The following is a 22944-nucleotide window of genomic DNA, read 5'->3' on the forward strand; positions in this document are numbered from 1 at the left end:
CTGAATCGCTTCTCCGAAATAGGAACACCGGTGACCGTCCGCCTCTCATAACATCTTCAAGTAAAAGCGCGGTTATGCTCTCGCGACGTTATGCAACAAAGCCCCTGTTAACTAAGCAGCAAATCTCTGCTTTGGCAGAATCAATTGCGACGCAGCTTAACTATGAGCCGGGTGGCGACATCACCGTCACTGTTAAAAAACTCGGTGGCAAAGTAGAGGTCGAGGAGACGCTGCATAAGGACCCTGAGCAATCAGGTAGCTTATACGTCGAAAATCCGAATGATTTTACCATCATAGTCCCTACCCATACGAGTCCTTCACGCGATCGTTTTACTATCGCGCACGAGCTTGGGCATTTCATTGTTCATTATCTGTGGCGTCAAAAGAAACACAATCTTCCGCCATTTAAGATGATGGCATTACGGAAAGATTCGGACCGGGTGGAGTGGGAAGCAAATTGGTTTGCTGCGGCTTTCCTTATGCCTGGTGCTTTATTCAAAGAGCGGTATGCGGCATTCAGCGGTGATATAGATGACGTCGCATCGTCATTCTCGGTTTCTAGGTCGGCCGCCGAGATTCGGGCGCGTAGTTTGGGGCTGTAAGTTGAATTTAGATGAGTGCCCTGCGTTCCTTATGCCCCGGCTGCGCCTATTTCTAAGCGCGGATATTGTAGGGTCCACCGCGCTTAAGCAATCCCCATTTGCTCAGTCGAAAGTCGATCAACGGGCGTCGTGGTTTTCGAAAATTCAGGGATTCTATTTTGAAGCGCATCGTGCGTTTCGTAAAGAATTTGATGATCATCGAGCATCATCGGTAGACGATGCGCTCGTCGGACCCGATCCGGAATTGTGGAAGACTATCGGCGACGAGGTCCTATTCATAAAGGAGCTTTCGGATCATCGCCAGCTAATATACACACTGCGATGTTGGATGCGTGCGGTCGATTCAATGCGGTCCTTCATTAAGAAGGGTAACAGCCGCTTAGATGTAAAATGTACGGCCTGGATTGCAGGATTTCCTTTTCGAAATTCCGAAGTCGCTGTCGAATCCGGAGCTTCGCCGTCGTCATCTGGATCGGGTGATTGGTTTCTTGAAAGCGGAAAAATACTAAATAGAATATATGCGAAAGAGCCCGATGTAGACGCAATTGTTGACTATATTGGTCCGTCGATTGATATCGGTTTTCGACTGTCGCAATTCTCATCTTCGCGGAAATTTATAATCAGCGTTGATATTGCTTATATATTGGCAATAGCCAACCCGGGGCAGATGGTGAAAGACCCGGTCTTTGCGGTATATTATGACCAATCTGACATATTGAAAGGGGTGCTAGGCGGCCTACGTTACCCAGTATTTTGGCTAGACCTTAGCCCGTCTGACTCGCTTGATCGCTACGAGGATACGCTAACGGGATTAGCGGCTGTCGATAGAGATCGTCTACGAGAGTATTGTAACGGTTTTTATGACGAATATACGGCGTATACATTCCCTCCCTTCATCGTATCAAAAACCGAACAACAAATAAGAGATAAGCCGCCTTGGTACGAAAGCGATCACTCCATTTTGGTCCGGAACTTTACTGTTGAGAAAAACGAAGAGCAGAATACAGGTAATCTGGAGCCGGGTGAGGCGGAAGCGGAGGCTATAACTATTAGCGAATTATCGCCGCAAGACATTGCGGACCTTGAAAACCTTCTTGTTGACTTATTGAAGGGCGGGTCAGCCGACATAAACTGAATCGCTCAAGGCAGTGTCGAGAAACTCGTAGCCTCAACGTGCACAACGATCCGGTCAATGTTGTCGACGATATCGCGCAACCGCAGCGCCTCGCGCTCAGTAGACAAGCACCCGGTCCCGGTCGATCTCGGCCTGCATCCGCGCCGATCGCGCCGGTTCGACCACCAGATCGACCTTCGCGTCGAGCATCCGCGACACTTGCTCGGTCAGCGCGGCAAAGCGGAACAGGTCGATCCCCGCCGCCGCATCCAGCGTCACCGCCAGATCGACATCCGACGCGTCCGACGCATCGCCGCGCGCAACCGACCCGAACAGCGAGACATGCTGAAGCCCGAGCGCAGTCAGCCCCGCTTCGTTGCGCTTGAGGCAGTCGAGGATCGTCGCGCGGTTCACGTGAGCAGAGATGTCAGCAAATGCTGAAGGTTTCAAGAAACCCCGCGTGCCTGTCCTACAAGGGTCGAGCTGCGGTATCCTCGCCCCCTCATCCCCCAGCGAGGAGCCCTCCATGCCCAACCGCCACCCCGATGCCGTCCCGCTCTCCCGGCGGCACGAACGCGGCGACGCCTTCACCGCCGCCGAGCACGACATCCGCGCGCAGTGGGCGCGGCTGGTCGACGCGCGCTTGATCGGGATCATCGCGCCGTTGTCGGACGATGCGCTCGGGGCGATCGCGGCGATGGAGCGGGCGCTCGGGTTGGCGGGCGATGAGCGCGTTTATGCCTAAACTTAGCCTAAACTTCCGCCGCGCGGGTGGGCGCGCCGCGGCAAAGCCGCGTCGTCGGACGCGGCTGCTGGCCGCGCCGGCCGAGCGCGCCTCCTCGCGCGGTGCAGCTTTGCTGCACCTGGCCCGGCGCGCCGCAACCTTTCGCCGCCCCAAGCATTCCACCTCCACAACGAACCCAGGAGGATTCCCCATGCGCACGCTCACCCTCGGCCTGTTGGCCGCAACCGTCGCCCTTGCCGGCTGCTCCGAATATGGCAACGGCCCGGCGCGCGGCTATGACAGCCGCTATGCGCAATATGATTATGACCGGCCCGATCCGGCGTATAACGGCTATGATGCGTCGCGTTACTATCGCAACGACAGCCGCCGCTATCAGGAGCGTCAGCTTAGCTCCAACGACCGCGTCTATCGTGGCAGCGACGGCCGTTACTATTGCCGCCGCAATGACGGCACGACCGGCCTGATCGTCGGCGGCGTCGCGGGCGGCGCGCTCGGCGCGGCGATCGCACCCGGCGGCTCGGGCCTGCTCGGCGCGCTGATCGGCGGCGTCGGTGGCGCGCTTGCCGGTAAAGCGATCGACAAGGACAGCAACGGCGGCGGTCGCTGCCGTTGATCTCACGGCGGCGCGGTGGCACACGCCACTGCGCCGCTTACGCTGACGCAACCCCGATCGAGACCGCGACCATGGCACTTCCACCAGAACCCCCCAAAGCCCCCAAGAGCGCAAAGCCCGCGACGCCGGCGCCGCGCCGGTCCTCGCGCACGGCCAGCACGGCCAAGGCCGCTCCGCCGAAGGCCGCCACGCCGCGCGCCGCGCCGGCCGCGGCTGCGCCCGAGCCCAAGGCGCCTGCCGCCGCCCGGCCGGTGCCCAAGCGCGCCACCACCCGCAAAGCCGTCGCGCCCGCCGGTGCACCGCCAGCGCGGGCAAAACCCGGCCCCAAGCCCAAGCCAACCGCCAAGGCTGCGCCCAAATCCGTCAGCCCGTCGGTTCCAAAGGTCGCGACTGCCGACAGACGTTCGCTCGCGGCATCGCTCCCGCCGGTCACGCCCAGGACGGCATGGTCGCTCGGTGCGGTGGCGCTCGCCGCCGGCGCCGGGATCGCCGCTTTCCTTACGCGCGGTCGCATCCTGGCGCTGCTCACGGGCAAGCCCCAGGAAGGCCATGTGCCGACCGATCTGCTCGATCCGAACCGCAACGCCGATGACCGTGCGGTAGCCGATTTTCGTCCCGACATGGCCGCGCCGATGACCGCGGCCGAACGCGAGGCGCTGCGTCCGCCCCCGGGCCTGCCCAACTAGGCGGCGCGCGCAAACCGCTGCGTCACGCGTCGTCGCAACAGCCACTGGAACAGCGGGATCGTCAGCAGCCCCAACTGGCTGAGCGGTGCAATCCAGAAGGCGATCGGGATCGACACCATCGCCCCCAACACCACGCCCCCGCCGCGCGCGCGCGTATAGGCGATCTCGCGCGCCGAGACGCCGGAGCGCACGATGCCCGGCCTGGTCGCCATCCGCACGAGCCGGATGTTGAGCAGGCCCGTCACGATCAGCGTGAGCGCGTACAGGACCGAGGGCACCAGCATCCCGCCATTGGCGCTCATGAACGCGGTCGCAAACGGCATGAACACGATCGCGCACAGCATCTGGAGATTGGGGCCGACCAGCCGGTCCGAATAATGCCCCGCCAGCGCGAAGGCGCGGTGGTGCCCCGACCAGAACGCGCCGATCACGAAGAAGCTGACGAAGAAGCCAAACAGATTGGGCCACAACGTCCGCAGCGCGTTGACATAGGCTTGCCACGGCGACCCGAAAGGCAAATGCGGCGGATGTACCTCGATGATCAGCAGCGTGATCGCAATCGCGAACACCGCATCGGAAAAGAAGATCAGCCGCTCGAGCGGATGGTCGGGCCGCGCGTCCGCCGCTGTGTCGTGATGTCCGGCCATGTCGCCCCCGCTTGTTGCCGCATCGCACTATCGGCAGTCGGCGCGGCAGGTGCAAGCATGGATCAGCGCGGCGGCTTGGTGCTCATCATGTCGGGTGCCTTGGTCAGCGCCTCGGGATAGCGCTTCATAAGGGCGACGCAGCGTCGGTCGCGCTGCATCGCTTGCGGGGTGAGCCGTTTGCAGGCGTTGGCGAGCGCCATCTCGGCATGCGTCATTTCGGCCGCCAGCGGTGCCGTGATCGCGGCGAGTGCCAGTCCGCTCAGCAAGATCCCGATCCGCATCGTGCCACTCCCTCACGTTCGATGCCGCAGTGTGAACCCGACGGGGTCGACAGGGAAGCCAGCGTCCGGTGCGCTATCGTCCAATCACGTGCGGCGGATTGCACGCTCGCGCTTGCGCTCCCATATCGCTGGGCATGAGCGAGAACAAAATGGTGTGGCACGGCACCACAATCCTGTCCGTGCGCAAGAATGGCCGCGTCGTCGTCGCCGGGGACGGTCAAGTGACGCAAGGCCAGACAGTCATGAAGCCCAACGCCAAAAAAGTGCGGCGGCTCGGCGACGGCTCGGTGATCGGCGGGTTCGCCGGCGCGACCGCCGATGCCTTCACGCTGTTCGAACGGCTCGAGCGCAAGCTTGAGCAACATCACGGGCAATTGCTCCGTGCGGCGGTCGAACTGGCGAAGGACTGGCGCACCGACAAATATCTCCGCAATCTGGAGGCGATGATGATCGTCGCCGATAAGGACGTGACGCTGATCCTGACCGGCAATGGCGACGTGCTGGAACCAGAAGGCGGCATCGCCGCGATCGGGTCGGGCGGCAATTTCGCTTTGTCGGCGGCGCGCGCGCTGTCGGATTACGAAGCCGATGCCGAGACGATTTGTCGCAAGGCAATGGGCATCGCCGCCGAGCTGTGCGTCTATACCAATGAACGGCTGACCGTGGAGGCGCTCGACGCCGCCACATGACACGTCACCCCAGCGAACGCTGGGGTCTCCGCGTGGCAAGTGCTGCACTCTCCCACAAAGATCCCAGCCTTCGCTGGGATGACGCTTACGAAAAGACAGAAATGAACGACGCCCTTACCCCCAAAGCCATCGTCCGCGCGCTCGACGAGCATATCATCGGCCAGCAGGACGCCAAGCGCGCGGTCGCGGTCGCGATGCGCAACCGCTGGCGGCGGCAGCAGCTCTCGCCCGATCTGCGCGACGAGGTCAGCCCAAAGAACATCCTGATGATCGGGCCGACCGGTTGCGGCAAGACCGAGATCAGCCGCCGTCTGGCCAAGCTCGCCGACGCGCCGTTCATCAAGGTCGAGGCGACCAAATTCACCGAGGTCGGCTATGTCGGTCGCGACGTCGAACAGATTGCGCGCGACCTGGTCGAGGAAGCGATCCGGCTGGAGAAGGACCGCCGCCGCGTCGCGGTCAAGGACAAGGCCGAGGAGGCCGCGATGACGCGGCTGCTCGACGCGCTGACCGGCAAGGGTGCGAGCGAAGCGACACGCGAAGCCTTCCGCCAACGCCTCCACGACGGCCATTTGCGCGATACCGAGATCGAGATCGAGCTTGAGGCCGCGCCGCACATGCCGTTCGACGTTCCCGGCGGTGGTGCGCAAATGATCAATCTGTCGGAGATGATGGGCAAAGCGTTCGGCCAGGGCCAGCTCAAGCGCCGCAAGCTGACCGTCCCCGCCGCCTGGGACAAGCTGGTCGAGGAAGAGGCCGACAAACGCCTCGACCAGGACGAAGTGTCGCGCATCGCGCTCGCCGATGCCGAGGCGAACGGGATCGTCTTCCTCGACGAGATCGACAAGATCGCCGTGTCGGACGTGCGCGGCGGCTCGATCAGCCGCGAAGGCGTCCAGCGCGATCTGCTCCCGCTGATCGAGGGTACGACGGTCGCGACCAAATACGGCCCGATGAAGACCGACCATATCCTGTTCATCGCCAGCGGCGCGTTCCACGTCGCCAAGCCGAGCGACTTGCTGCCTGAGCTACAGGGCCGCTTGCCGATCCGCGTCGAATTGAAGGCGCTGACCGAGGACGATTTCGTCGCGATCCTGAGCGACACCAAGGCCTCGCTGACGCAGCAATATGTCGCGCTGATCGCGACCGAGAATGTCGGTGTGGAGTTCACGCCCGAGGGTATTCGCGCGGTGGCGAAGATCGCCGCCGAAGTGAATGGCGAAATCGAGAATATCGGGGCGCGGCGGCTGCAGACGGTGATGGAAAAGCTGCTCGAAGACGTCAGCTTCAACGCCGAGGATCGCGGTGGCGAGACGGTCGTGGTCGACGCGGCGTACGTCGAGACGCATCTGGCGGGGATTGCGCGCAATACCGATCTTAGCCGGTTCGTGCTGTAGGACGGGATGACAGTATGTTCACCCGGCAAGCCCCTCCCCTTCAGGGGAGGGGTTGGGGTGGGGCCTCTCCACGGGTGCGTAGGTCTCGGTGAGACTGATACGCCCCACCCCCAACCCCTCCCCTGAAGGGGAGGGGAGCCCGTCTAATGTCATCTCGCTCTCCCGCCCTAGCGCGGAGCCGCTACCCGGTCCCACGGCACGAAATTCCCCAACCGGCAGCGTGGCCCCGCGATCCCGCTCGCCGGGCGCTGGAGCGTGTAGAATTGATCGCCCCGGCACAATTGCCCGCCGAACACCTCGGTCACGATGATCGCGTCATCGTCGAGCCCCGGGCATGCCTCGGGCAAATCGTTTCGCCACACGCGACTGCCGTCGCGGTACAACAGGATCCGGTCGCCAATCACTTGCGTAGTCGAAATCCGGTTATTCGACAAGCAGGTCTCCGGCTTCCCCGCGACCCGTCCGGCGAGCGCGCGATCGAGCGTCTTGCTGTCCGACGCGCTGACCGCGCCGAGCGCCGCCACCAGCGCCAGCGCGCGGATCATGGTTTGCGATAGGGGACGAAGTCGCCAAAGCTGCAGCTGCCACTCGGGATGCTACTGGTCAGATCCACGGTGCGGACAATGTCGCCGCGGCAAAGTTGGCTACCAAACGTCCGGGTCACGATCGCGTCGCCGCGCCGCAGCCCGAAACAGCCGCCGCCGGTATCGGTGCGCATGATGTCGCTTCGACCGTTCTTGTACAGGATCGTGTCGCCGACGCGTGTGCTCTCGCGGTAGCGGATCGGGTCGATACAGCCTTGCGGCTTACCGGCGACAAGTCCGGACAGTTGCTTGTCGAGATCGACCTTGTCCTGCGCGGCCTGGCGGGCTTCATAGCCCTTGGTGTCTGCCGACAGCGCCGATGCCCCGCCGAGCAGCAGGAACGCCGGAAGAATGAAACGGTACATATTACGCGTCCTTCTCAAAGCTTCGCCCCCGCCAGAGGTATATCGCATGTCGGGGCTAAAAAACATCCTTTGCCGCACGCCGTTCGGCGAGCTGTTCGGCCGAGGTCGCGCGCAGGAACGGGTTGGTGGCAAGCTCGAGCGCGATCGTCGTCGGCACGGTCGGCTCGCCCGCCACGCGCTTGGCATCGACATCTTTCATCCGCTCGGTGACCGCGGCATTGTCGGGTTCCGCCGCGGCCGCATAGCGACCGTTCGACTGGGTATATTCATGCGCGCAATAAACGATCGTCTCGGGCGGCAAGGTCGCGAGCCGCTGCATATTGGCGTACATCTGCGCGGGCCCACCCTCGAACAGACGGCCGCAGCCCATCGCGAACAGCGTGTCACCGCTGAACAGCGCCGCATCCTCGGCCATGTGGAACACGATATGCCCGGCGGTATGACCCGGCGTTTCCATCACCTGCGCGACGTGATCGCCGATCCGCACACTGTCGCCTTCGCGCAAGGGCACGTCGAGCGTCGGGATCTTGTCGGCTTCGGCGGCGGGGCCGCTGACGGTTGCCCCCAGCGCCTTGATCGCGGCATTGCCGTCGGTGTGATCGGGGTGCCAGTGCGTGTTCCAGATCTGCGAGATCGTCCAGCCGCGCGCCTCGGCGACGGCGAGTACGGGGGCTGCCTCGCTCGGGTCGACGACGATCGTCTCGTCCGATGCGGAATCGTGCACCAGCCATACATAATTGTCGCTGAGCGCGGGGATGCGGACGATTTCGAGCGTGCTCGGCATTACCACTGTCCGGTGTTGGGCATCGAGGCCCAGGGTTCGGCTGGCGCAAGCGCCGCCCCGTCCTGCAGCAATTCGATCGAGATCAGGTCGGGCGTGCGCACGAACGCCATATTGCCGTCGCGCGGCGGGCGGTTGATCGTCACGCCGCCGTCCATCAGCCGCTGGCACGTCGCGTAGATATCATCGACATAATAGGCCAGATGCCCGAAATTGCGGCCGCCGGTATAGACTTCGGGTGCTTGGCCCTCGGTCGGCCAGTTATAGGTCAGCTCGACTTCGGCGCTGGCGCGCTGTCCGGGTGCGGTCATGTCTTCGGGCGTGGCGAGGAAGATCAGCGTGAAGCGACCGGCCGCGCTTTCCATCCGCCGCACTTCTTCCAGACCGAGCAGCTTGAAAAAGGCCACGGTCGCCTCGGGATCGGTCACTCGGATCATCGTGTGGAGATATTTCATTGGTCACGCGGCTCCTGTCGGCTGTCGTGGCCCAGATAGGCGTGCGCAGCGTCGCTTGCCAGTGCGATGCCGCGATCCGGCGATATCAATTTGCGATCACGGCTTGGCGTCGAACTGCTTGAGCGCCGCCGCCGCCGCCTTGCCGGCCGCACCGTCGGGCCGCAGCGTCACGGCTTGCCGCCACGCTGCCTTCGCGCCCGCTTCGTCGCCTGCCAGCGCAGCGATGTTGCCCGCCTCGAGCTGAACGGCGGGATCGTCCCCGCCGCGCTGCAATGCCTCGGCAATGTCGGTCTTGGCGCGCACCACTTGCTGCTCGCGCCGCGCGAGCGTCGCCGAGAGCAGCCAAGCCAGCGGATCCGCCGGAACTTCAGAGAGCGCCCGGTCGAGATCGTCGCGCGCGCCCTCGGGATCGTCACTCGCGACCATTGCGCGCGCCCGGTCGAGATGCGCTTCGCCGAGCGGCTGGCCCTTCAGCGTGCCCGCTGATATCGCCGCGTCGAGCGCGCTGCGCGCCTTGGGTGCATCCCCCGCCGCCAGCCAGGCATTGCCCGCTTGCGCCCAGTAATTCGCCCCACGTGTATCGCCGGCCTTTTCGGCTGCGCGCGCGGCGTTTTCGAACGAAGCGGCGGCGGCCGACCAGCGCGCTTCATTGGCATAGGCCATGCCGAGGCACTGGCTGGCAAAGAAGCTGCCGCCCGCCAATTGCCACTGGCCAGCTTCGGCTTCGGCGGCGGTCGGATCGCTCTTCGCGCGGTCAAGGCAATGTTCGTAGCGATCCGCGATTGGCGCGGGCGGGCCGCTCGGCGTGGCGGCCTGGGCGAGCAAGAGCAGCAAGATCATAAGGCGCGCGTCACATCCTCGACCGCCGCGATCAGCGCGGCGAGGTCCGCATCGCGTGACAGGCGGTGGTCACCGTCCTTGATCAACTGGACCTGCACATTGGCTGAACGCAGCAATTCGGCCAGCCGCACGGTGCGGTTCCACGGCACGTCGAGATCCTTCATGCCGTGCAGCAGCCGGATCGGGACGTCGATGGCGAGCCCTGAAAACATCACGCGATTGGCCTCGCCCGATTGCCAGAAGGCGCGGGTGTAAACCATCGGCAGATCGGCATAACGCCCGACGCGTTCGAGCCGTCCTTCGGAGAGCAAGGTCAGCTTCTCCTCGACGGTGAAGCCCCAGTCGGTGAAATCGGGCGCTGGCGCGACCCCGACCAGCGCTGCGACTTTGTCGGGCCGATCGCGCGCCACCAGCAACATCAGCCAGCCGCCAAGCGACGACCCGACCAGCACCGCCGGACCTTCGACCGCTTGATCGAGCATCGCCACGACATCGTCGCGCCATCCGGCGAGCGTCTGCTCCTCGAACACGCCCTCGCTTTGCCCGCACCCGCCATAATCGAAGCGCAGGAAGCTGCGCCCGCTGGCCACCGCCCACGCCTCGAGCGCGAGCGCCTTGGTGCCGTCCATGTCGGAGCCGTAGCCGGGCAGGAACACGACCGTCGGGCCGGTGCCTTCGGTCTTGTGATAGGCGAGGGCGGGGCGGGCGGGTGCGGCGGGGGCGTCGGTCATGCCCTCGACTTAGCGCGCGGGGCAGGGCCGGGAAAGCGGCGGCATCGATTCCTCCCGCTCCACCCCGGCGAAGGCCGGGGCCCAGTCGCGCAGGTTTATCAGATCGAGCGCTTCGCCCTGCTCCACCCGTGTCGCCACTGGGCCCCGGCGAAGGCCGGGGTGGTGGGAGAGCGGAAGCGAAAGCGCTACTTCCCCGCCACGAACGTCAGCACCGCCGCCTTGAACGCCGCGGGCTGGTCGAGCATCACCATATGCGCCGCGTCGCCGATATCGACGTAACGGATGTTCGGTGCTGCAGCATATTGCTTGCGGTAGAAGGCGTCGGCCATCGGCTTGGTCGGCCCGCCGGCGTTCCACGGATAGAGCAAGGTCATCGGCGTGGTGATCGTCCCCAGCACCGGGCGCAGGTCGGTCGTCAGATCCTCATACATCGCTTGCCCCGTCACGCGGGCATCGGCGGCGCGCGCCCAGGCCGTCATCGTGACGATGCTGTCGGGCTTGATCGCCAGCCCGCGCGTCTGCGCCGCCACAGCGTCGTCGCTCAGCAGCTTGCCGTAATTGGCGGCGACGCCGTCACGCATCCTGGCGGCTTGCGGCGCGACCATCGCGGGAGTCGGGTCGATTCCGGGCGGCGCCATCAACACGGCGAAATAGGGGAGGGAATCGACGATCATCAGCTTTTCGACATCGCCCGGATGCGCGTGCGCGAGCATCATGCCGACCAGCCCGCCCATCGAATGGCCAATCACGCTCGCGCGGCCGAGCTTGTTGGTGGCGATGAAACCATCAATTTCGGCGACGATCCCCTCAAGAATGCCGGGCTTCAGATTGGCACGCGGATCATCGCCGCCGAAGCCGTTGACTTGCACCACCAGCACGCGGTGAGTCTTCGCGAGGTCGGGCACCACCCCATCCCATACCGCGCGCGGGGAAGCGAGGCCGGGGATCAGCACGATCGTAGGTCCCTTGCCGACCGACTGAATCGAGATGTGGTCGAGTTGCGTGAGCGGGGCAGGGGCGGGCGCGCACTGCGCGGTATGTGGGTTCAGCACCGCCAGCGGCGCGAGTGCAGCGGCGGCGAGGCGCAGGGCAAGATGTTTCACGCTGACTTCTCCTTCGACGGACTGACGAAAATCTCTTCGATCGCGCGCTCGAACAGCTCAGCGATGCGGAAGGCGAGCGGCAGCGACGGATCGTACCGCCCGGTCTCGATCGCGTTGACGCTCTGGCGCGACACCTCAAGCCGGTCGGCGAGATCGCCCTGGCTCCACCCGCGCTCGGCGCGCAGGACGCGCAGGCGGTTGGTCATGCCCCGACCTTCCCAAGCGTCAGCCTGTTCATGGCCGAGCCAAGCCCGAGCCCGCCGAACCACAAAACGGCGACATAATAGGATTCGACATGGCCGACGATCTCGAAGCTTTCGAGAAAGCCCCACAGCGTCGCGATGCTCAGCGCAAAGCCGCTCGCCCAGAGCGTCTGGCGTACGATCAGAATGCGCAGATATTCGTCGGTTTCCTCGACCAGCAGCCGCCCGATCGCTACGAAGATACCGATGATCGGAAGGGCGGGTAGCACCCCGACAATGACGGCTGCCGCGCCCGACACCCAATGATGCTTGAACGCGTAAACTGCTCCGAGGAGCGTGAGCGCATAGACGATGCTGAGCGCGATCGTGCGACGGTTGTAGCGTTTTTGCGCGAGCGAGGACATGGAAAGCTTCCTTTCACGTTTGTGAAGGGTGCTTTACAGTCAAGGAAACTTGTCTGTCAGGCGTCCTATACAGGCGAGTGCCACCGCTTCCGCTACTTTGATCCCGTCCACCGCCGCCGACAGAATGCCCCCGGCATAGCCCGCACCTTCGCCCGCCGGGTACAGCCCCAGCGTGTTGAGGCTCTGGAAATCATCGCCGCGCGTCGTCCTAACGGGCGCAGAGGTGCGCGTTTCGACGCCGGTCAGCACCGCATCGGGATGGTCGTAGCCAGGGATTTCGCGACCGAACTGGACCAGCGCCTCGCGCATCGCGGTGACGGCGAAATCGGGCAGGCATAATGCGAGATCGGTCATCGTCACGCCAGGGCGGTAGGAAGGCGTGACGCTGCCGAGCTTCGTCGACGGCCGTCCGGCCAGAAAGTCGCCGAGCAATTGTGCGGGCGCATTATAGTTCGATCCGCCCGCCACGAACGCGCGCTCCTCGATTTCGCGTTGCAGCGCGATTCCGGCCAGCGGCCCGTCAGGATAATCGCGCGCCGGGTCGATCCCGACGACCATCCCGGAATTGGCATTGCGTTCGTTGCGCGAATATTGGCTCATTCCGTTGGTCGCGACGCGGCCGATTTCGGACGTCGCCGCCACCACCGTGCCACCCGGACACATGCAAAAGCTGTACGCCGTCCGCCCGTTCTTGGCGTGGTGCGAGATGTGATATTCCGCCGCGCCGAGAATCGCATTGCCCGCATTCGGGCCGAAGCGCGCGTTATCGATCCACGATTGCGGATGCTCGATCCGCACCCCGACCGAAAAGGGCTTGGCCTCGACGAACACGCCGGCGTCGTGCAGCATGTGAAAGGTGTCGCGCGCGCTATGCCCGACCGCGAGCACGACCTGCTCGGCCTCAATATAGCCGCCGTTGTGCAGGTGAAGCCCGCGCATCCGCCGCGTGCCTGCGGCATCGGTCGCAACGTCGATCCCGTCGACGCGCGTCTCGAAGCGATATTCGCCGCCCAATGCCTCGATCGTCGCGCGCATCGATTCGACCATCGTGACGAGGCGGAAGGTCCCGATATGCGGGTGCGCCTCGGTCAAAATCTCACGCGGGGCTCCCGCCTTGACGAACTCGATCAGCACCTTGCGGTCGAGATGGCGCGGGTCCTTGATTCGGCTGTAGAGTTTGCCGTCGGAAAAGGTGCCAGCACCGCCCTCGCCGAACTGCACATTGCTTTCCGGGTCGAGCACGCCGCGCCGCCACAATGCCCAGGTGTCCTTGGTCCGCTCGCGCACCACTTTGCCGCGATCGAGGATGATCGGCTTCAATCCCATTTGCGCGAGGATCAGCCCCGCGAACAACCCGCATGGCCCCGCGCCGATCACCACCGGGCGTGGTCCGCGATAATCGGCCACCTTGGTAACGAAGCGATAGCCCGTGTCGGGCGTGCGCTGGACGTTGCGATCCTTCTTCATCCGCGCGAGCACGGGGGCCTCGTCGCGCAGCGTCACATCGACCGAATAGACGAGCTGGATGTCGTTTTTGTCGCGCGCGTCATGCGCGCGGCGCGCGACGGCGAAGCGCACCATGTCGCGCGGCGTGATACGCAGCCGCTTACGGATCGCGGCGGGCAATTCCTCATCCGCATGGTGCAGCGGCAAGCTAAGTTCGGTGATGCGGAGCATGAGGGGGCTTTAGCGTGGCGTACCGCGTTCGGCCACTCGCGCTTAAATCACATACTCAACCGTCCGCCGCTGCGTCTCATCCGCCATCACCGCGGCGCGCTTGTCGACGATCTGCTGGTTGAGCCGCATCACCGTCCGGCTGCCGGTGGTCTTGAACGCAAAGGGCAGGATGCCGTGGATTACCCCCGCGATCCCCGCGCCGATCATCGTGATGCCGAAGCGGGACGCGACGCCGAAATGCTCGGCATAGCTCTCGCCGACCGAGGCGGGGTGATCAAGAAACAGGCGGCGGATCATCGAAGTCTCCTTTGGCTCAGGCAAACTTGCGCGCGATTTGTGGCAGCATGTCGGCGGCGAGCTGGCTGAGCGTATCGTCGCGAGCCCCCATTACCACGATCCGGTCGCCCGGTCGCGTTTGCGCGACGATCCACGCGGCGGCGTCAGCCCGGTCGGCGATGTGCCGCGCCTGCGGGCCGATCGCTGCGACGATATCGGCGCTCGTCACGGCGCGCGTGACGGTGCCGCCTTGATAGACCGGGTCGGGCAGGACCAGCAGGTCGTCGTTTCCAAGCGAATCCCGAAACATCGCGACCAATTCGTGCCGCATCACTTTGAGCGGCCCATAGCCATGCGGCTGAAACAGCACGAGAAGCCGTCCGGGGAACGCATGCAGCGTGGCGAGCGTCGCCGAAATCTTGTCGGGGTTGTGCCCGAAATCGTCGATCACGGTGACGCCGGCGGCTTCCCCGACCAATTCGAAGCGGCGCTTGAGGCCGGTAAAGCCTGCGATCGCAGCAATCGCCGCGCCGAGCGGCACCCCCGCCGCGCGCGCCGCGCCGAGGGCGGCGAGCGCATTGGACACATTGTGGCGGCCTGGCACCGCGAGTTGCACCGCGTGCGTCGCACCATCGGCCACGAGGTCGAACGCGATCGCAAACGGCTCGGGGCGCAGATTGCGCGCGCTCAGGTCGGCCTCCTGTTCAACCGCGAAGGTCACGAGCCCCGCCGCGTCCAGCGTCGCCGCCAGCGCCGCCGTCTCGTCATCGCCGATGTTGAGCACGACTGTCTCGGCCTTGGCCGCGAAGTCGCCGAACAAAGCGCGCAATTCCTCAATCGATTTGTGGTCGAGGCTGACATTGTTGAGCACCGCGATCTTGGGCTGATATAAAGCGATCGACCCGTCGCTTTCATCCACTTCGCTGACGAAGGCATCCCCGCTGCCGACCAGGGCGCTCGCAAACGGTGCCTCGGGCGAAGCGAAATTTTTCATCACTGCGCCGTTCATCACGGTCGGGTCGCGCCTACAGGCGTGGAGGATCCAGCCGATCATGCCGGTGACGGTCGATTTGCCGCTCGTCCCTGCGACCCCGATCGGCAGCGCGCTCTGGTTGAACAGGCTCGCCAGTAACTCCGCCCGGCTCATCCGCCGTGCGCCGACGCGCGCCGCCGCGACGATGTCGGCGACGCTCGCCTCCACTGCGGCCGAGGCGACGACGATCTGCTCGGCGGATGTCACGCCCGATCCATCCTGCGCGAACAGCGTCACGCCCTTGGCGGCAAGGTCGGCGAATTTGGCGGGTAGCGCGCCGCGGTCGAGCGTCCGGTCGGATCCGGCGACGGTGGCGCCACGCCCGGCCAGGATCATCGCCAGCGGCATCATGCCGCTCCCGCCGATCCCGACGAAAAAGTAGGATTTGCCGTTGTCCATCACTGCGCGCTATCCCGCGACGACGCGGAGCGCAACGGAGCAGGCATGAAGATTGGCGTAGTGGCCCCCGCACGCGGCATCGACGAAGCGCTCGCTGCGCGTGCGCTGGGGCTGACCGCCGTGGCGATGCCGGCGGTCGATCTCGTTTTCCACCCGCAATGCTTTCTGTCCGACGGGCATTTCGCTGGGCCCGATGCGACGCGTGCCGCCGCGTTCGTCGAGATGGCGAACGATCCGGCGATCGACGCGATCTGGTTTGCGCGCGGCGGCTACGGCTCGAACCGCATTCTCCACGGCGCGATCCCGCTGCTCGGCGAGGCGGCGCGTCGGAAAACCTATCTCGGTTATTCCGACATGGGGTTCCTGCTCGGTGCGCTTTACGCGGCCAAGATTGGGCGCCCGGTCCACGGCCCGATGGTGGCAGACGTCACGCGCAGCGACGGCGGCACCGCCTTTGCCCGCAGCTTGCGTTGGCTGGTGCATAAGGACCGGTCGGTGCTCGACCCCGGCCTCGACGCCGCGTTCAAGGGCCGCCCCGCCGCCGCCTTCAACCTCGCGATCCTCACCGCACTCACCGGCACGCCGTGGCTGCCCGATCTGACCGATCATGTGCTGCTGATCGAGGATGTGTCAGAACCGCTCTACCGGATCGATCGGATGTTGTTCACAATGGCGCACGCGACGCAACTGAAGGGGCTGGCGGGCGTCCGGCTGGGGCAGGTGCGCGATATCCAGCCCAACGATCCGCCTTGGGGCGAGACGCTCGAGACGATGATCGTGCGCTGGTGCGGCGAAATGGGCGTGCCGTATCTTGGGCGCGCGGCGGTCGAGCACGGCAAGGATAATATGGTCGTGCCGTTCGGGATCGCGTGAGGTTTTGTCCTGCTTCCCCGGCGAAGGCCTTGGCCCAGCCGTGCTGGTCCAGGTAACGGGCCGGAACGCGCCAAGCTGACCGTTTCGCAACTGGGCCCCGGCCTTCGCCGGGGAAGCATGGGCGGTTTACGCAGCCACCGAAAGCAGTGGTCGGTCTTCGTCGTCATTTGCCGGAGGCAGCGCACTACGCGAACGCCGACTCCGTCGTGCGCGCGCGGCGCGGCGCGGCAGAACGCGCGCGACGATCATCCGCAACCCCGCACCACCCCGGCTCGCACCGGCGACCACCAGCGTCGTCACGACAATATCGATATAGGCCGACACGTCCCACAGCACGACCAAGGCCATGTCGAACGGCCCCGCGATAGCCAGCAATTCGGTCCCCGCGATCAGGACGATGCTCATCAGGATCAGGAAAATCAGGTGCGTCCGCGTAATCTTGCGCAGTGCCGCAACCAGCGTCCGGTCGAGCCAGCGCGCGCAGGCGGTCTCGGGTGTCATCTTCAACACGATCGTCGCGAAAAGCATTAGCCCGGTCAGCATCGTCTCGTCCCCTTTGCACCCAAATGGGGAGCGGCCGGGTAGCGCGCCAGTGGCGGGGTGACGCGGGCGCTGCGCTTGCCTATATCGGCGCACCCGGCTTAAGCGCCGGGGCTCAACCGATAGAAAGACCAAGCGCCCCATGTCCGCCCTGTTCCGCATCACGCTGCCCGACGGTTCCGTCCGCGAGGTAGCCCCGGGGACTACCCCGGCCGATGTGGCCGCCGCGATCGGGCCGGGCCTGGCCAAGGCGGCGATCGCCGCGCGGATCGACGGCGAATTGCGCGACATCATGCGCCCGTTCGAAGGCGACACCAAGCTCGCTTTGGTCACGGCGCGCGACGAAGCCGACGCGCTCGAACTCGCGCGCCATGATTTTGCGCATGTTCTGGCCGAGGCGGTGCAGAACCTGTTTCCGGGCACGCAGATCACCTTTGGTCCGTCGACCGATGACGGCTTCTATTACGACTTTGCCCCGAAAGACCGGCCCTTTACCGACGAGGACCTTCCCGCGATCGAAGCCGAGATGCGCCGCGTTATCGCCAAGGACGAGCCGCTGATCCGCGAAGTGTGGAGCCGCGCCGATCTGATCGCGCGCTGGCAGGCCGAGGGTGAGACCTTCAAGGCCGAATGGGCCGCCGAACTTCCCGAGGGCGAGGAACTGACGGTCTACAAGGCCGGCAAGGGTCCCGATGCATGGCTCGACATGTGCCGCGGGCCGCATCTCGCCTCCACCGGCAAGCTCGATCCCAATGCCTTCAAGCTGACGCGCGTCTCGGGCGCCTATTGGCGCGGTGATCAGAAGAATGCGATGCTGAGCCGCATTTACGGCACCGGCTGGCTGAGCAAGAAGCAGCTCGACGCGCATCTCACGATGCTCGAGGAAGCGGGCAAGCGCGACCACCGCAAGATCGGGCAAGAAATGGATCTGTTCCATTTGCAGTCCGAAGCGCAGGGTTCGGTCTTCTGGCACCCCAAGGGCTTCATTCTGTGGCGGCAACTCGAGGCGTATATGCGCCGCCGGCTCGATGCGGCGGGCTATGCCGAGGTCAAGACGCCGCAATTGATGGACGCCCGCCAGTGGGAACAGTCGGGGCATTGGGGCAAGTATCGCGAGAACATGTTCGTCGTTCCCGACGAAATCCCCAGCACCGATGACGACAAGGCGATCTTCAGCGGCACCGCCGATCTGATGGCTTTGAAGCCGATGAACTGCCCGGCGCACGTGCTTATTTTCCGTCAGGGGATCAAATCGTATCGCGATTTGCCGATCCGCATGGCCGAATTTGGCTGCTGCCACCGCAACGAGCCGCATGGCGCGCTCCACGGCATCATGCGCGTCCGCCAGTTCACGCAGGACGATGCGCACATTTTCGTGCGCGAGGATCAATTGATCGCCGAGGTCCAGCAATTCTGCGAGCTGCTCGACAGTGTGTACCGCGACCTCGGGTTCGAGGACTATGCGGTCAAGCTCGCGCTTCGTCCGGACGCGCGCTTCGGGACCGACGCGATGTGGGACCAGGCCGAGCACGAATTGCGCGAGGCGGTGCTCACCTCCGGGCTCAGCGACTCGATCAAGGCCAAGTTCGAGGAATTGCCGGGCGAGGGCGCCTTCTACGCGCCGAAGCTGGAATTCCATTTGACCGACGCGATCGGGCGGACGTGGCAAGTCGGCACGATCCAGTCCGATCGGGTGCTGCCCGAGCGGCTCGATGCGAGCTATGTCGGCGCCGATGGTGAGCGGCATCGCCCGGTGATGCTCCACCGCGCGATCCTCGGCACGTTCGAACGCTTTCTCGGGATTCTGATCGAACATCACGCCGGGCGGTTCCCGCTCTGGTTGGCACCGGTCCAGGCGGTGGTCGCGACGATCGTCTCGGACGCCGATGGCTATGCCGCCGAGGTCAAGGCCAAGCTGGCGGCAGCGGGCATCCGCGTCGAGACCGACCTGCGCAATGAGAAGATCAACTATAAGGTGCGCGAACATAGCCTCGCCAAGGTCCCGAACCTGCTGGTTGTTGGCAAGCGCGAAGCCGAGGAAGGCAAGGTCGCGCTGCGCCAATTGGGCAGCGATCGGCAGCAATTCCTGCCGCTCGACGAGGCGATCGCGATGCTGGTCCGGGATGCGACCCCGCCGGATTTGATCTAATCTTGGGGCGCGACCGCGCGGCCATCTTTCGCCGCGCATCAAAAACGCCTATATACGACCATTAACAACGACAGGAGCCTCCCCTATCCGTCCTCCCATGACCCGCCAGGCGCCGCCGATGAATGGCCCTCGCTTCAACGAATTCATTGTGTCGCCCAAGGTCCGCGTGATCGATGGGGACGGCGAAAATCTTGGCGTGATGTACACGCGCGAGGCGATGGAGCAGGCGCGTGAGGTCGGTCTCGACCTGGTCGAAGTGTCGCCCAACGCCGATCCGCCCGTCGCCAAGTTCCTCGATGTCGGCAAGTTCAAGTACGAAGCCCAGAAAAAGGCCAACCTCGCCCGCAAGAGCCAGAAGACGCAGGAGATCAAGGAGATCAAAATGCGTCCCAACATCGATGACCATGATTACGACACCAAGATGAAGAAGGTGCTCGAGTTCATCGACGAAGGCGACAAGGTCAAGATCACGCTGCGTTTCCGCGGGCGCGAGCTGAGCCACGGCCAGCTCGGCATGGTCCTGCTCCAGCGCGTTCAGGCCGATGTCGCCGAAACCGCCAAGGTCGAGGCCTATCCGCGCATGGAAGGCCGTCAGATGCTGATGGTGCTCGCGCCGAAATAATTTCGCAAACGCCGTGGCCGACGGTCACGGCGGACTGCGGCGCTTCGTGCCAAATTCCTAACGTTACGTAGCGTCGTTTCGGCCATGCCCGATCTTCGGATATGGTCGTTCGGTGTGGCTTGTTTGCACCACAACGAAACCGTTACGCCTTCAAAAAAATGATTTTTACTGGACGCGCTTGCCTGTCGGGCTATGCCGCGCCGCAATACTCAAACACTGAAAAATCTGGAGAGTTCTAAAATGCGTAAGTCCGCGTACCTGTTGTCTGTTGCCGCTATCGCAGTCTCGGCCCCCACATTTGCGCAGACCGCGCCGGCCACGACTCAGGCGGATGCGCAGCAGGGCACGCCGGCCACAGCGCCTGCCGAAACCGCGCAAGACGATAATGGTGGCGACATCGTCGTGACGGCAACGCGCCGCGCCGATCGCCTGTCGAACGTGCCGATCGCGGTGTCGGCGATCGGCCAGGCGTCGCTGCAGAATTCGGGCGGTTCGGACATCCGCTCGCTCAACCAGCTCGCACCGTCGCTGCTGATCTCGTCGACCGGCAGCGAATCGAACGCTTCGGCGCGCATCCGCGGCGTCGGCACGGTCGGCGACAATCCCGGCCTCGAAAGCTCGGTCGCGGTGTTCATCGACGGCGTTTATCGCAGCCGCACTGGCGTGGGCCTCAACGAACTCGGCGAGATCGACCGGGTCGAAGTCCTGCGCGGGCCGCAGGGTACGCTGTTCGGCCGCAACGCCTCGGCTGGCCTCATCAACATCATCACGCGCGGGCCGGAATTCACCTTTGGCGGCAATGCCGAGGGCACTTACGGCAATTACGACCAGAAGCGCCTCGCCTTCGGCCTGACCGGCCCGATCACCGATCAGCTCGCCTTCCGCGTCGACGGAATCTACGTGAACCGCGACGGTTTCTACAAGAACGTCACGCAGGGCGGTGGCAGCGAAGCCCGCATCAATGACCGCGACCGCTATTTCGTCCGCGGACAATTGCTGTTCAAGCCGACGGCGGATCTCAGCTTTCGCCTGATCGGTGATTATTCGCATCGCAAGGAAAGCTGCTGCGGCGCGACCTATTACAACCAGGCGCAAACCTTCGATCCGACCGCCAACGCCGCCCAGGCCAATGGCAGCAGCGTCAACAGCGACGGCGCGGTGTCGGTCAGCGATGCCAACCCGATCGTCGATATCCTGCGCCGCGCCGGCGCGGTGTATCCGCTGGCGGGCAACACGCCCAACCCGTTCAACCGCGAAGTCGCGCTGACCCCGGGCCAGACCTATCGCAACACCACCGTCGATTATGGCGGCTCGCTTCAGGCTGACTGGAACCTCGGCGGCGCCACGCTCACCTCGATCACGGCGTACCGCGAATATAAGTCGGGCAATGCCGGCGATGTCGATTATACCAATGTCGATCTGGCGCACCGCGCGGCCGACGGCAATGCCTACCGTCAGTTCCACACCTTCACGCAGGAAGCGCGCCTGCAGGGTTCGGCGTTCGACAACCGGCTCGATTGGTTGGTCGGCGGTTTCTATTCGAACGAGAAATTGCGCGTCGTCGATAACGCCGTGTTCGGTTCGCAATATGGCGCATTCGCCGCCTGCCGCCTTGTCGCCAACATCAGCACGAATGCTGTGCTGCAAGACAACGCAGCACCCGGCTGCTTGTCGGCCGCTGGGCGCCAGACCGTCACCAGCGCCTTCGGCGGTGCCGGTCAACTTTCGTCGGCGGTGCTCGCTGGTCTTGATCGCTTGTCGACCGTCAACAATGTCGGCGACAATGGCTCGGTCTATCGCCAGAAGAGCGAGAATTTCGCCTTCTTCACGCACAACATCTTCCGCGTGACCGATACGCTGTCGCTGACGCTGGGTGGCCGCTATACGCATGAGGCGAAGGATTTCGGCGCGAACTTCAACAACACTAACACCGTCTGCCCGGTGCAGCAGGCGAACCTTTCGCCCTTGCTCGCCAGTGCGGGCGTCCCCGCCGCGGCCAAGGCCTATATCGGCGGCATCCTGACGCTGAGCTGCACGGGCAATTCCTCCTCGCAGCTCAACGCACTCAACCTGCAGAATAATTTCGGTCAGGGTAAAGTCACCGGCACCGCCGTTCTGTCGTGGAAGCCGATCCCCAGCGTGTTGACCTACGCCTCCTATGCGAAGGGCTACAAAGCTGGTGGCTACAACCTCGATCGCTCACCGCTCGGTGGTGCTGCCGGGGTGTTTGGTCCGCGCAGCAATGCCGATGCGGCCGGCCTGAAGTTCGATGCGGAGACGGTCAACAGCTACGAATTGGGCGCCAAGTTCAAGACGCGTGGTTTCACGCTCAACGTCGCGGCGTTCCGCTCGGAGTTTAAGAACTTCCAGCTCAACACCTTCAACGGCTCGGTCTTCGTCGTGCAGAATGTCCAGGGCTGCTCGACCAGCCTGAACGGTGGCGATACCGATAACCTGGCCGGCACCGGCCAGTGCAGCGGCAGCGCCAACAAGCCCGGCGTGATCTCGCAGGGTGTCGAGCTCGAAGCGACGATGTCGCCAATCCGTCAGCTGCAGGTGACCGCAGGCTACACCTATGCCGACACCAAATTCGCGCGCAATCTGGTCGGCAATTCGGCCGGTGCCCCGCTCGATCCGGCACTGTTCCTGTTGCCGGGCAAGCAAATGTCGAACGCGCCGAAGCATGTCGTCACCACCTCGGTGGCATGGACGCCCGAATTGGGCGTGCGCGGCCTGTCAGGGCTGGTCTATGTCGATAGCCGCCTGAGCTCGGACTATAACACCGGGTCCGATCTGGCACCGGAAAAGAAGCAGGACGGCTTTGCCTTGGTCAATGCCCGCGTCGGTATCCGTGGGCCCAACCAGCTCTGGGCGCTCGAATTCTGGTCGCAGAACGTGTTCAACAAGCAGTATATCCAAGTCGCCTTCAACAGCCCGTTCCAGGGTGCCGGTTCGTCAGCCAATGTCGCCGCCTTCGGTGGTACCGGCAACGCGCTTTACTCGGCCTATCTGGCCGAGCCGCGCACCTACGGCCTGACGCTGCGCTCGCGCTTCTGAGGGCATTTTCGTCGACCGCTCCGGGAATCATCCCGGGGCGGCTGGGGTCAGACGCGCATGCGCCTGGCCTGTCGCGCG

General features: G+C 64.2%; 27 protein-coding genes. 11 read left to right on the top strand and 16 right to left on the bottom strand.

Annotation, left to right across the window (positions count from 1 at the left end; genetic code table 11):
- Positions 1-602, top strand: a 602-nt coding sequence (locus IEV62_RS17040) for an ImmA/IrrE family metallo-endopeptidase (RefSeq protein ID WP_229733337.1), incomplete at its 5' end; no start/stop codon positions are given.
- 31 nt (positions 603-633) lie between these two features.
- Positions 634-1737 (top strand): hypothetical protein, encoded by a 1104-nt coding sequence (locus tag IEV62_RS17045; RefSeq protein WP_188449637.1) that lies wholly within the window; start codon positions 634-636, stop codon positions 1735-1737.
- A gap of 96 nt (positions 1738-1833) precedes the next feature.
- Here the strand turns inward: IEV62_RS17045 and IEV62_RS17050 are convergent, their stop codons facing one another.
- Positions 1834-2130 carry a nucleotidyltransferase family protein gene (locus IEV62_RS17050; protein WP_188449639.1) on the bottom strand — a complete coding sequence of 99 codons (297 nt, stop codon included), beginning with the start codon at positions 2128-2130 and terminating at the stop codon, positions 1834-1836.
- Between the two features lie 112 nt (positions 2131-2242).
- Here IEV62_RS17050 and IEV62_RS17055 point away from each other — a divergent pair, with 112 nt between their 5' ends.
- The 3 genes from IEV62_RS17055 (at position 2243) to IEV62_RS18300 (ending at position 3760) form a co-directional block, all read left to right on the top strand.
- Positions 2243-2461 (top strand): hypothetical protein, encoded by a 219-nt coding sequence (locus IEV62_RS17055; RefSeq protein ID WP_188449641.1) that lies wholly within the window; start codon positions 2243-2245, stop codon positions 2459-2461.
- A gap of 190 nt (positions 2462-2651) precedes the next feature.
- The gene (locus IEV62_RS17060) at positions 2652-3074 is read left to right on the top strand and encodes a hypothetical protein (RefSeq protein ID WP_188449643.1); all 423 of its coding nucleotides are present in this window, start codon (positions 2652-2654) and stop codon (positions 3072-3074) included.
- A gap of 71 nt (positions 3075-3145) precedes the next feature.
- Positions 3146-3760 (top strand): hypothetical protein, encoded by a 615-nt coding sequence (locus IEV62_RS18300; protein WP_229733339.1) that lies wholly within the window; start codon positions 3146-3148, stop codon positions 3758-3760.
- Here IEV62_RS18300 and IEV62_RS17070 read toward each other — a convergent pair.
- Complete coding sequence (locus IEV62_RS17070) at positions 3757-4407, bottom strand: TMEM175 family protein (RefSeq protein ID WP_188449645.1); 651 nt, start codon at positions 4405-4407, stop codon at positions 3757-3759. The genes IEV62_RS18300 and IEV62_RS17070 overlap by 4 nt on opposite strands.
- Positions 4408-4469: 62 nt before the next feature.
- On the bottom strand, positions 4470-4688 hold the full coding sequence (locus IEV62_RS17075) for a hypothetical protein (protein WP_188449646.1): 219 nt from the start codon (positions 4686-4688) through the stop codon (positions 4470-4472).
- Positions 4689-4822: 134 nt separating this feature from the next.
- On the opposite strand from IEV62_RS17075, the gene hslV reads away from it, so the two are divergent.
- Entirely contained in the window at positions 4823-5377 is a 555-nt protein-coding gene (gene hslV / locus IEV62_RS17080; protein WP_188449648.1) for an ATP-dependent protease subunit HslV, read from the top strand.
- Positions 5378-5478: 101 nt separating this feature from the next.
- The gene (hslU, locus tag IEV62_RS17085; protein WP_188449650.1) at positions 5479-6774 is read left to right on the top strand and encodes an ATP-dependent protease ATPase subunit HslU; all 1296 of its coding nucleotides are present in this window, start codon (positions 5479-5481) and stop codon (positions 6772-6774) included.
- 167 nt (positions 6775-6941) lie between these two features.
- Here hslU and IEV62_RS17090 read toward each other — a convergent pair whose 3' ends face one another.
- From IEV62_RS17090 to IEV62_RS17145, 12 genes are all read right to left on the bottom strand, one after another.
- Complete coding sequence (locus IEV62_RS17090) at positions 6942-7319, bottom strand: DUF6491 family protein (RefSeq protein WP_188449652.1); 378 nt, start codon at positions 7317-7319, stop codon at positions 6942-6944.
- A complete protein-coding gene (locus IEV62_RS17095; RefSeq protein ID WP_188449654.1) occupies positions 7316-7723 on the bottom strand; it encodes a hypothetical protein in 408 nt (135 codons plus the stop codon). The genes IEV62_RS17090 and IEV62_RS17095 overlap by 4 nt, the downstream gene beginning before the upstream one ends.
- Positions 7724-7778: 55 nt before the next feature.
- Entirely contained in the window at positions 7779-8507 is a 729-nt protein-coding gene (gene gloB / locus IEV62_RS17100) for a hydroxyacylglutathione hydrolase (RefSeq protein WP_188449657.1), read from the bottom strand.
- Positions 8507-8959: a VOC family protein gene (locus tag IEV62_RS17105; RefSeq protein WP_188449659.1), complete on the bottom strand. Its 453-nt coding sequence runs from the start codon at positions 8957-8959 to the stop codon at positions 8507-8509. The genes gloB and IEV62_RS17105 overlap by 1 nt, the downstream gene beginning before the upstream one ends.
- 96 nt (positions 8960-9055) lie before the next feature.
- Positions 9056-9799, bottom strand: coding sequence for a tetratricopeptide repeat protein (locus IEV62_RS17110; RefSeq protein ID WP_188449661.1), 744 nt, complete (start codon positions 9797-9799; stop codon positions 9056-9058).
- On the bottom strand, positions 9796-10530 hold the full coding sequence (locus IEV62_RS17115) for an alpha/beta fold hydrolase (RefSeq protein ID WP_188449663.1): 735 nt from the start codon (positions 10528-10530) through the stop codon (positions 9796-9798). The genes IEV62_RS17110 and IEV62_RS17115 overlap by 4 nt, the downstream gene beginning before the upstream one ends.
- Positions 10531-10715: 185 nt before the next feature.
- Complete coding sequence (locus IEV62_RS17120) at positions 10716-11633, bottom strand: alpha/beta fold hydrolase (RefSeq protein WP_229733341.1); 918 nt, start codon at positions 11631-11633, stop codon at positions 10716-10718.
- Entirely contained in the window at positions 11630-11839 is a 210-nt protein-coding gene (locus IEV62_RS17125; RefSeq protein ID WP_188449665.1) for a helix-turn-helix transcriptional regulator, read from the bottom strand. Before IEV62_RS17125 ends, IEV62_RS17120 begins: the two co-directional genes overlap by 4 nt.
- A complete protein-coding gene (locus IEV62_RS17130) occupies positions 11836-12240 on the bottom strand; it encodes a hypothetical protein (RefSeq protein WP_188449666.1) in 405 nt (134 codons plus the stop codon). Before IEV62_RS17130 ends, IEV62_RS17125 begins: the two co-directional genes overlap by 4 nt.
- 39 nt (positions 12241-12279) lie before the next feature.
- A complete protein-coding gene (locus tag IEV62_RS17135; RefSeq protein ID WP_188449668.1) occupies positions 12280-13917 on the bottom strand; it encodes an NAD(P)/FAD-dependent oxidoreductase in 1638 nt (545 codons plus the stop codon).
- Between the two features lie 42 nt (positions 13918-13959).
- Positions 13960-14214, bottom strand: coding sequence for a DUF6356 family protein (locus tag IEV62_RS17140; RefSeq protein ID WP_188449669.1), 255 nt, complete (start codon positions 14212-14214; stop codon positions 13960-13962).
- 16 nt (positions 14215-14230) lie between these two features.
- A complete protein-coding gene (locus IEV62_RS17145) occupies positions 14231-15625 on the bottom strand; it encodes a glutamate ligase domain-containing protein (protein WP_188449694.1) in 1395 nt (464 codons plus the stop codon).
- Positions 15626-15670: 45 nt separating this feature from the next.
- Here IEV62_RS17145 and IEV62_RS17150 point away from each other — a divergent pair, with 45 nt between their 5' ends.
- The gene (locus IEV62_RS17150) at positions 15671-16498 is read left to right on the top strand and encodes an LD-carboxypeptidase (RefSeq protein ID WP_188449670.1); all 828 of its coding nucleotides are present in this window, start codon (positions 15671-15673) and stop codon (positions 16496-16498) included.
- Between the two features lie 126 nt (positions 16499-16624).
- Here the strand turns inward: IEV62_RS17150 and IEV62_RS17155 are convergent, their stop codons facing one another.
- Entirely contained in the window at positions 16625-17041 is a 417-nt protein-coding gene (locus tag IEV62_RS17155; RefSeq protein WP_188449671.1) for a hypothetical protein, read from the bottom strand.
- Positions 17042-17180: 139 nt separating this feature from the next.
- Between IEV62_RS17155 and thrS the strand changes: the two genes are divergently transcribed.
- From thrS to IEV62_RS17170, 3 genes are all read left to right on the top strand, one after another.
- Positions 17181-19187 carry a threonine--tRNA ligase gene (thrS, locus tag IEV62_RS17160; RefSeq protein WP_188449672.1) on the top strand — a complete coding sequence of 669 codons (2007 nt, stop codon included), beginning with the start codon at positions 17181-17183 and terminating at the stop codon, positions 19185-19187.
- Positions 19188-19284: 97 nt separating this feature from the next.
- The gene (infC, locus tag IEV62_RS17165; protein WP_176498034.1) at positions 19285-19809 is read left to right on the top strand and encodes a translation initiation factor IF-3; all 525 of its coding nucleotides are present in this window, start codon (positions 19285-19287) and stop codon (positions 19807-19809) included.
- A gap of 240 nt (positions 19810-20049) precedes the next feature.
- A complete protein-coding gene (locus tag IEV62_RS17170; protein WP_188449673.1) occupies positions 20050-22866 on the top strand; it encodes a TonB-dependent receptor in 2817 nt (938 codons plus the stop codon).
- The last annotated feature ends 78 nt before the right edge of the window (positions 22867-22944 follow it).

It is taken from the genome of Sphingomonas psychrolutea (genome assembly GCF_014636175.1).
GTDB lineage: Bacteria > Pseudomonadota > Alphaproteobacteria > Sphingomonadales > Sphingomonadaceae > Sphingomonas > Sphingomonas psychrolutea.

What these genes read in the sequence shown, in the direction of transcription:
- IEV62_RS17045 (WP_188449637.1), top strand. Translation starts at nt 634, where the DNA reads ATGCCCCGGCTGCGCCTATTTCTAAGCGCGGATATTGTAGGGTCCACC.
- IEV62_RS17055 (WP_188449641.1), top strand. Translation starts at nt 2,243, where the DNA reads ATGCCCAACCGCCACCCCGATGCCGTCCCGCTCTCCCGGCGGCACGAA.
- IEV62_RS17060 (WP_188449643.1), top strand. Translation starts at nt 2,652, where the DNA reads ATGCGCACGCTCACCCTCGGCCTGTTGGCCGCAACCGTCGCCCTTGCC.
- IEV62_RS18300 (WP_229733339.1), top strand. Translation starts at nt 3,146, where the DNA reads ATGGCACTTCCACCAGAACCCCCCAAAGCCCCCAAGAGCGCAAAGCCC.
- IEV62_RS17070 (WP_188449645.1), bottom strand. Translation starts at nt 4,407, where the DNA reads ATGGCCGGACATCACGACACAGCGGCGGACGCGCGGCCCGACCATCCG.
- IEV62_RS17075 (WP_188449646.1), bottom strand. Translation starts at nt 4,688, where the DNA reads ATGCGGATCGGGATCTTGCTGAGCGGACTGGCACTCGCCGCGATCACG.
- hslV (WP_188449648.1), top strand. Translation starts at nt 4,823, where the DNA reads ATGAGCGAGAACAAAATGGTGTGGCACGGCACCACAATCCTGTCCGTG.
- hslU (WP_188449650.1), top strand. Translation starts at nt 5,479, where the DNA reads ATGAACGACGCCCTTACCCCCAAAGCCATCGTCCGCGCGCTCGACGAG.
- IEV62_RS17090 (WP_188449652.1), bottom strand. Translation starts at nt 7,319, where the DNA reads ATGATCCGCGCGCTGGCGCTGGTGGCGGCGCTCGGCGCGGTCAGCGCG.
- IEV62_RS17095 (WP_188449654.1), bottom strand. Translation starts at nt 7,723, where the DNA reads ATGTACCGTTTCATTCTTCCGGCGTTCCTGCTGCTCGGCGGGGCATCG.
- gloB (WP_188449657.1), bottom strand. Translation starts at nt 8,507, where the DNA reads ATGCCGAGCACGCTCGAAATCGTCCGCATCCCCGCGCTCAGCGACAAT.
- IEV62_RS17105 (WP_188449659.1), bottom strand. Translation starts at nt 8,959, where the DNA reads ATGAAATATCTCCACACGATGATCCGAGTGACCGATCCCGAGGCGACC.
- IEV62_RS17110 (WP_188449661.1), bottom strand. Translation starts at nt 9,799, where the DNA reads ATGATCTTGCTGCTCTTGCTCGCCCAGGCCGCCACGCCGAGCGGCCCG.
- IEV62_RS17115 (WP_188449663.1), bottom strand. Translation starts at nt 10,530, where the DNA reads ATGACCGACGCCCCCGCCGCACCCGCCCGCCCCGCCCTCGCCTATCAC.
- IEV62_RS17125 (WP_188449665.1), bottom strand. Translation starts at nt 11,839, where the DNA reads ATGACCAACCGCCTGCGCGTCCTGCGCGCCGAGCGCGGGTGGAGCCAG.
- IEV62_RS17130 (WP_188449666.1), bottom strand. Translation starts at nt 12,240, where the DNA reads ATGTCCTCGCTCGCGCAAAAACGCTACAACCGTCGCACGATCGCGCTC.
- IEV62_RS17135 (WP_188449668.1), bottom strand. Translation starts at nt 13,917, where the DNA reads ATGCTCCGCATCACCGAACTTAGCTTGCCGCTGCACCATGCGGATGAG.
- IEV62_RS17140 (WP_188449669.1), bottom strand. Translation starts at nt 14,214, where the DNA reads ATGATCCGCCGCCTGTTTCTTGATCACCCCGCCTCGGTCGGCGAGAGC.
- IEV62_RS17145 (WP_188449694.1), bottom strand. Translation starts at nt 15,625, where the DNA reads ATGGACAACGGCAAATCCTACTTTTTCGTCGGGATCGGCGGGAGCGGC.
- IEV62_RS17150 (WP_188449670.1), top strand. Translation starts at nt 15,671, where the DNA reads ATGAAGATTGGCGTAGTGGCCCCCGCACGCGGCATCGACGAAGCGCTC.
- IEV62_RS17155 (WP_188449671.1), bottom strand. Translation starts at nt 17,041, where the DNA reads ATGCTGACCGGGCTAATGCTTTTCGCGACGATCGTGTTGAAGATGACA.
- thrS (WP_188449672.1), top strand. Translation starts at nt 17,181, where the DNA reads ATGTCCGCCCTGTTCCGCATCACGCTGCCCGACGGTTCCGTCCGCGAG.
- infC (WP_176498034.1), top strand. Translation starts at nt 19,285, where the DNA reads ATGACCCGCCAGGCGCCGCCGATGAATGGCCCTCGCTTCAACGAATTC.
- IEV62_RS17170 (WP_188449673.1), top strand. Translation starts at nt 20,050, where the DNA reads ATGCGTAAGTCCGCGTACCTGTTGTCTGTTGCCGCTATCGCAGTCTCG.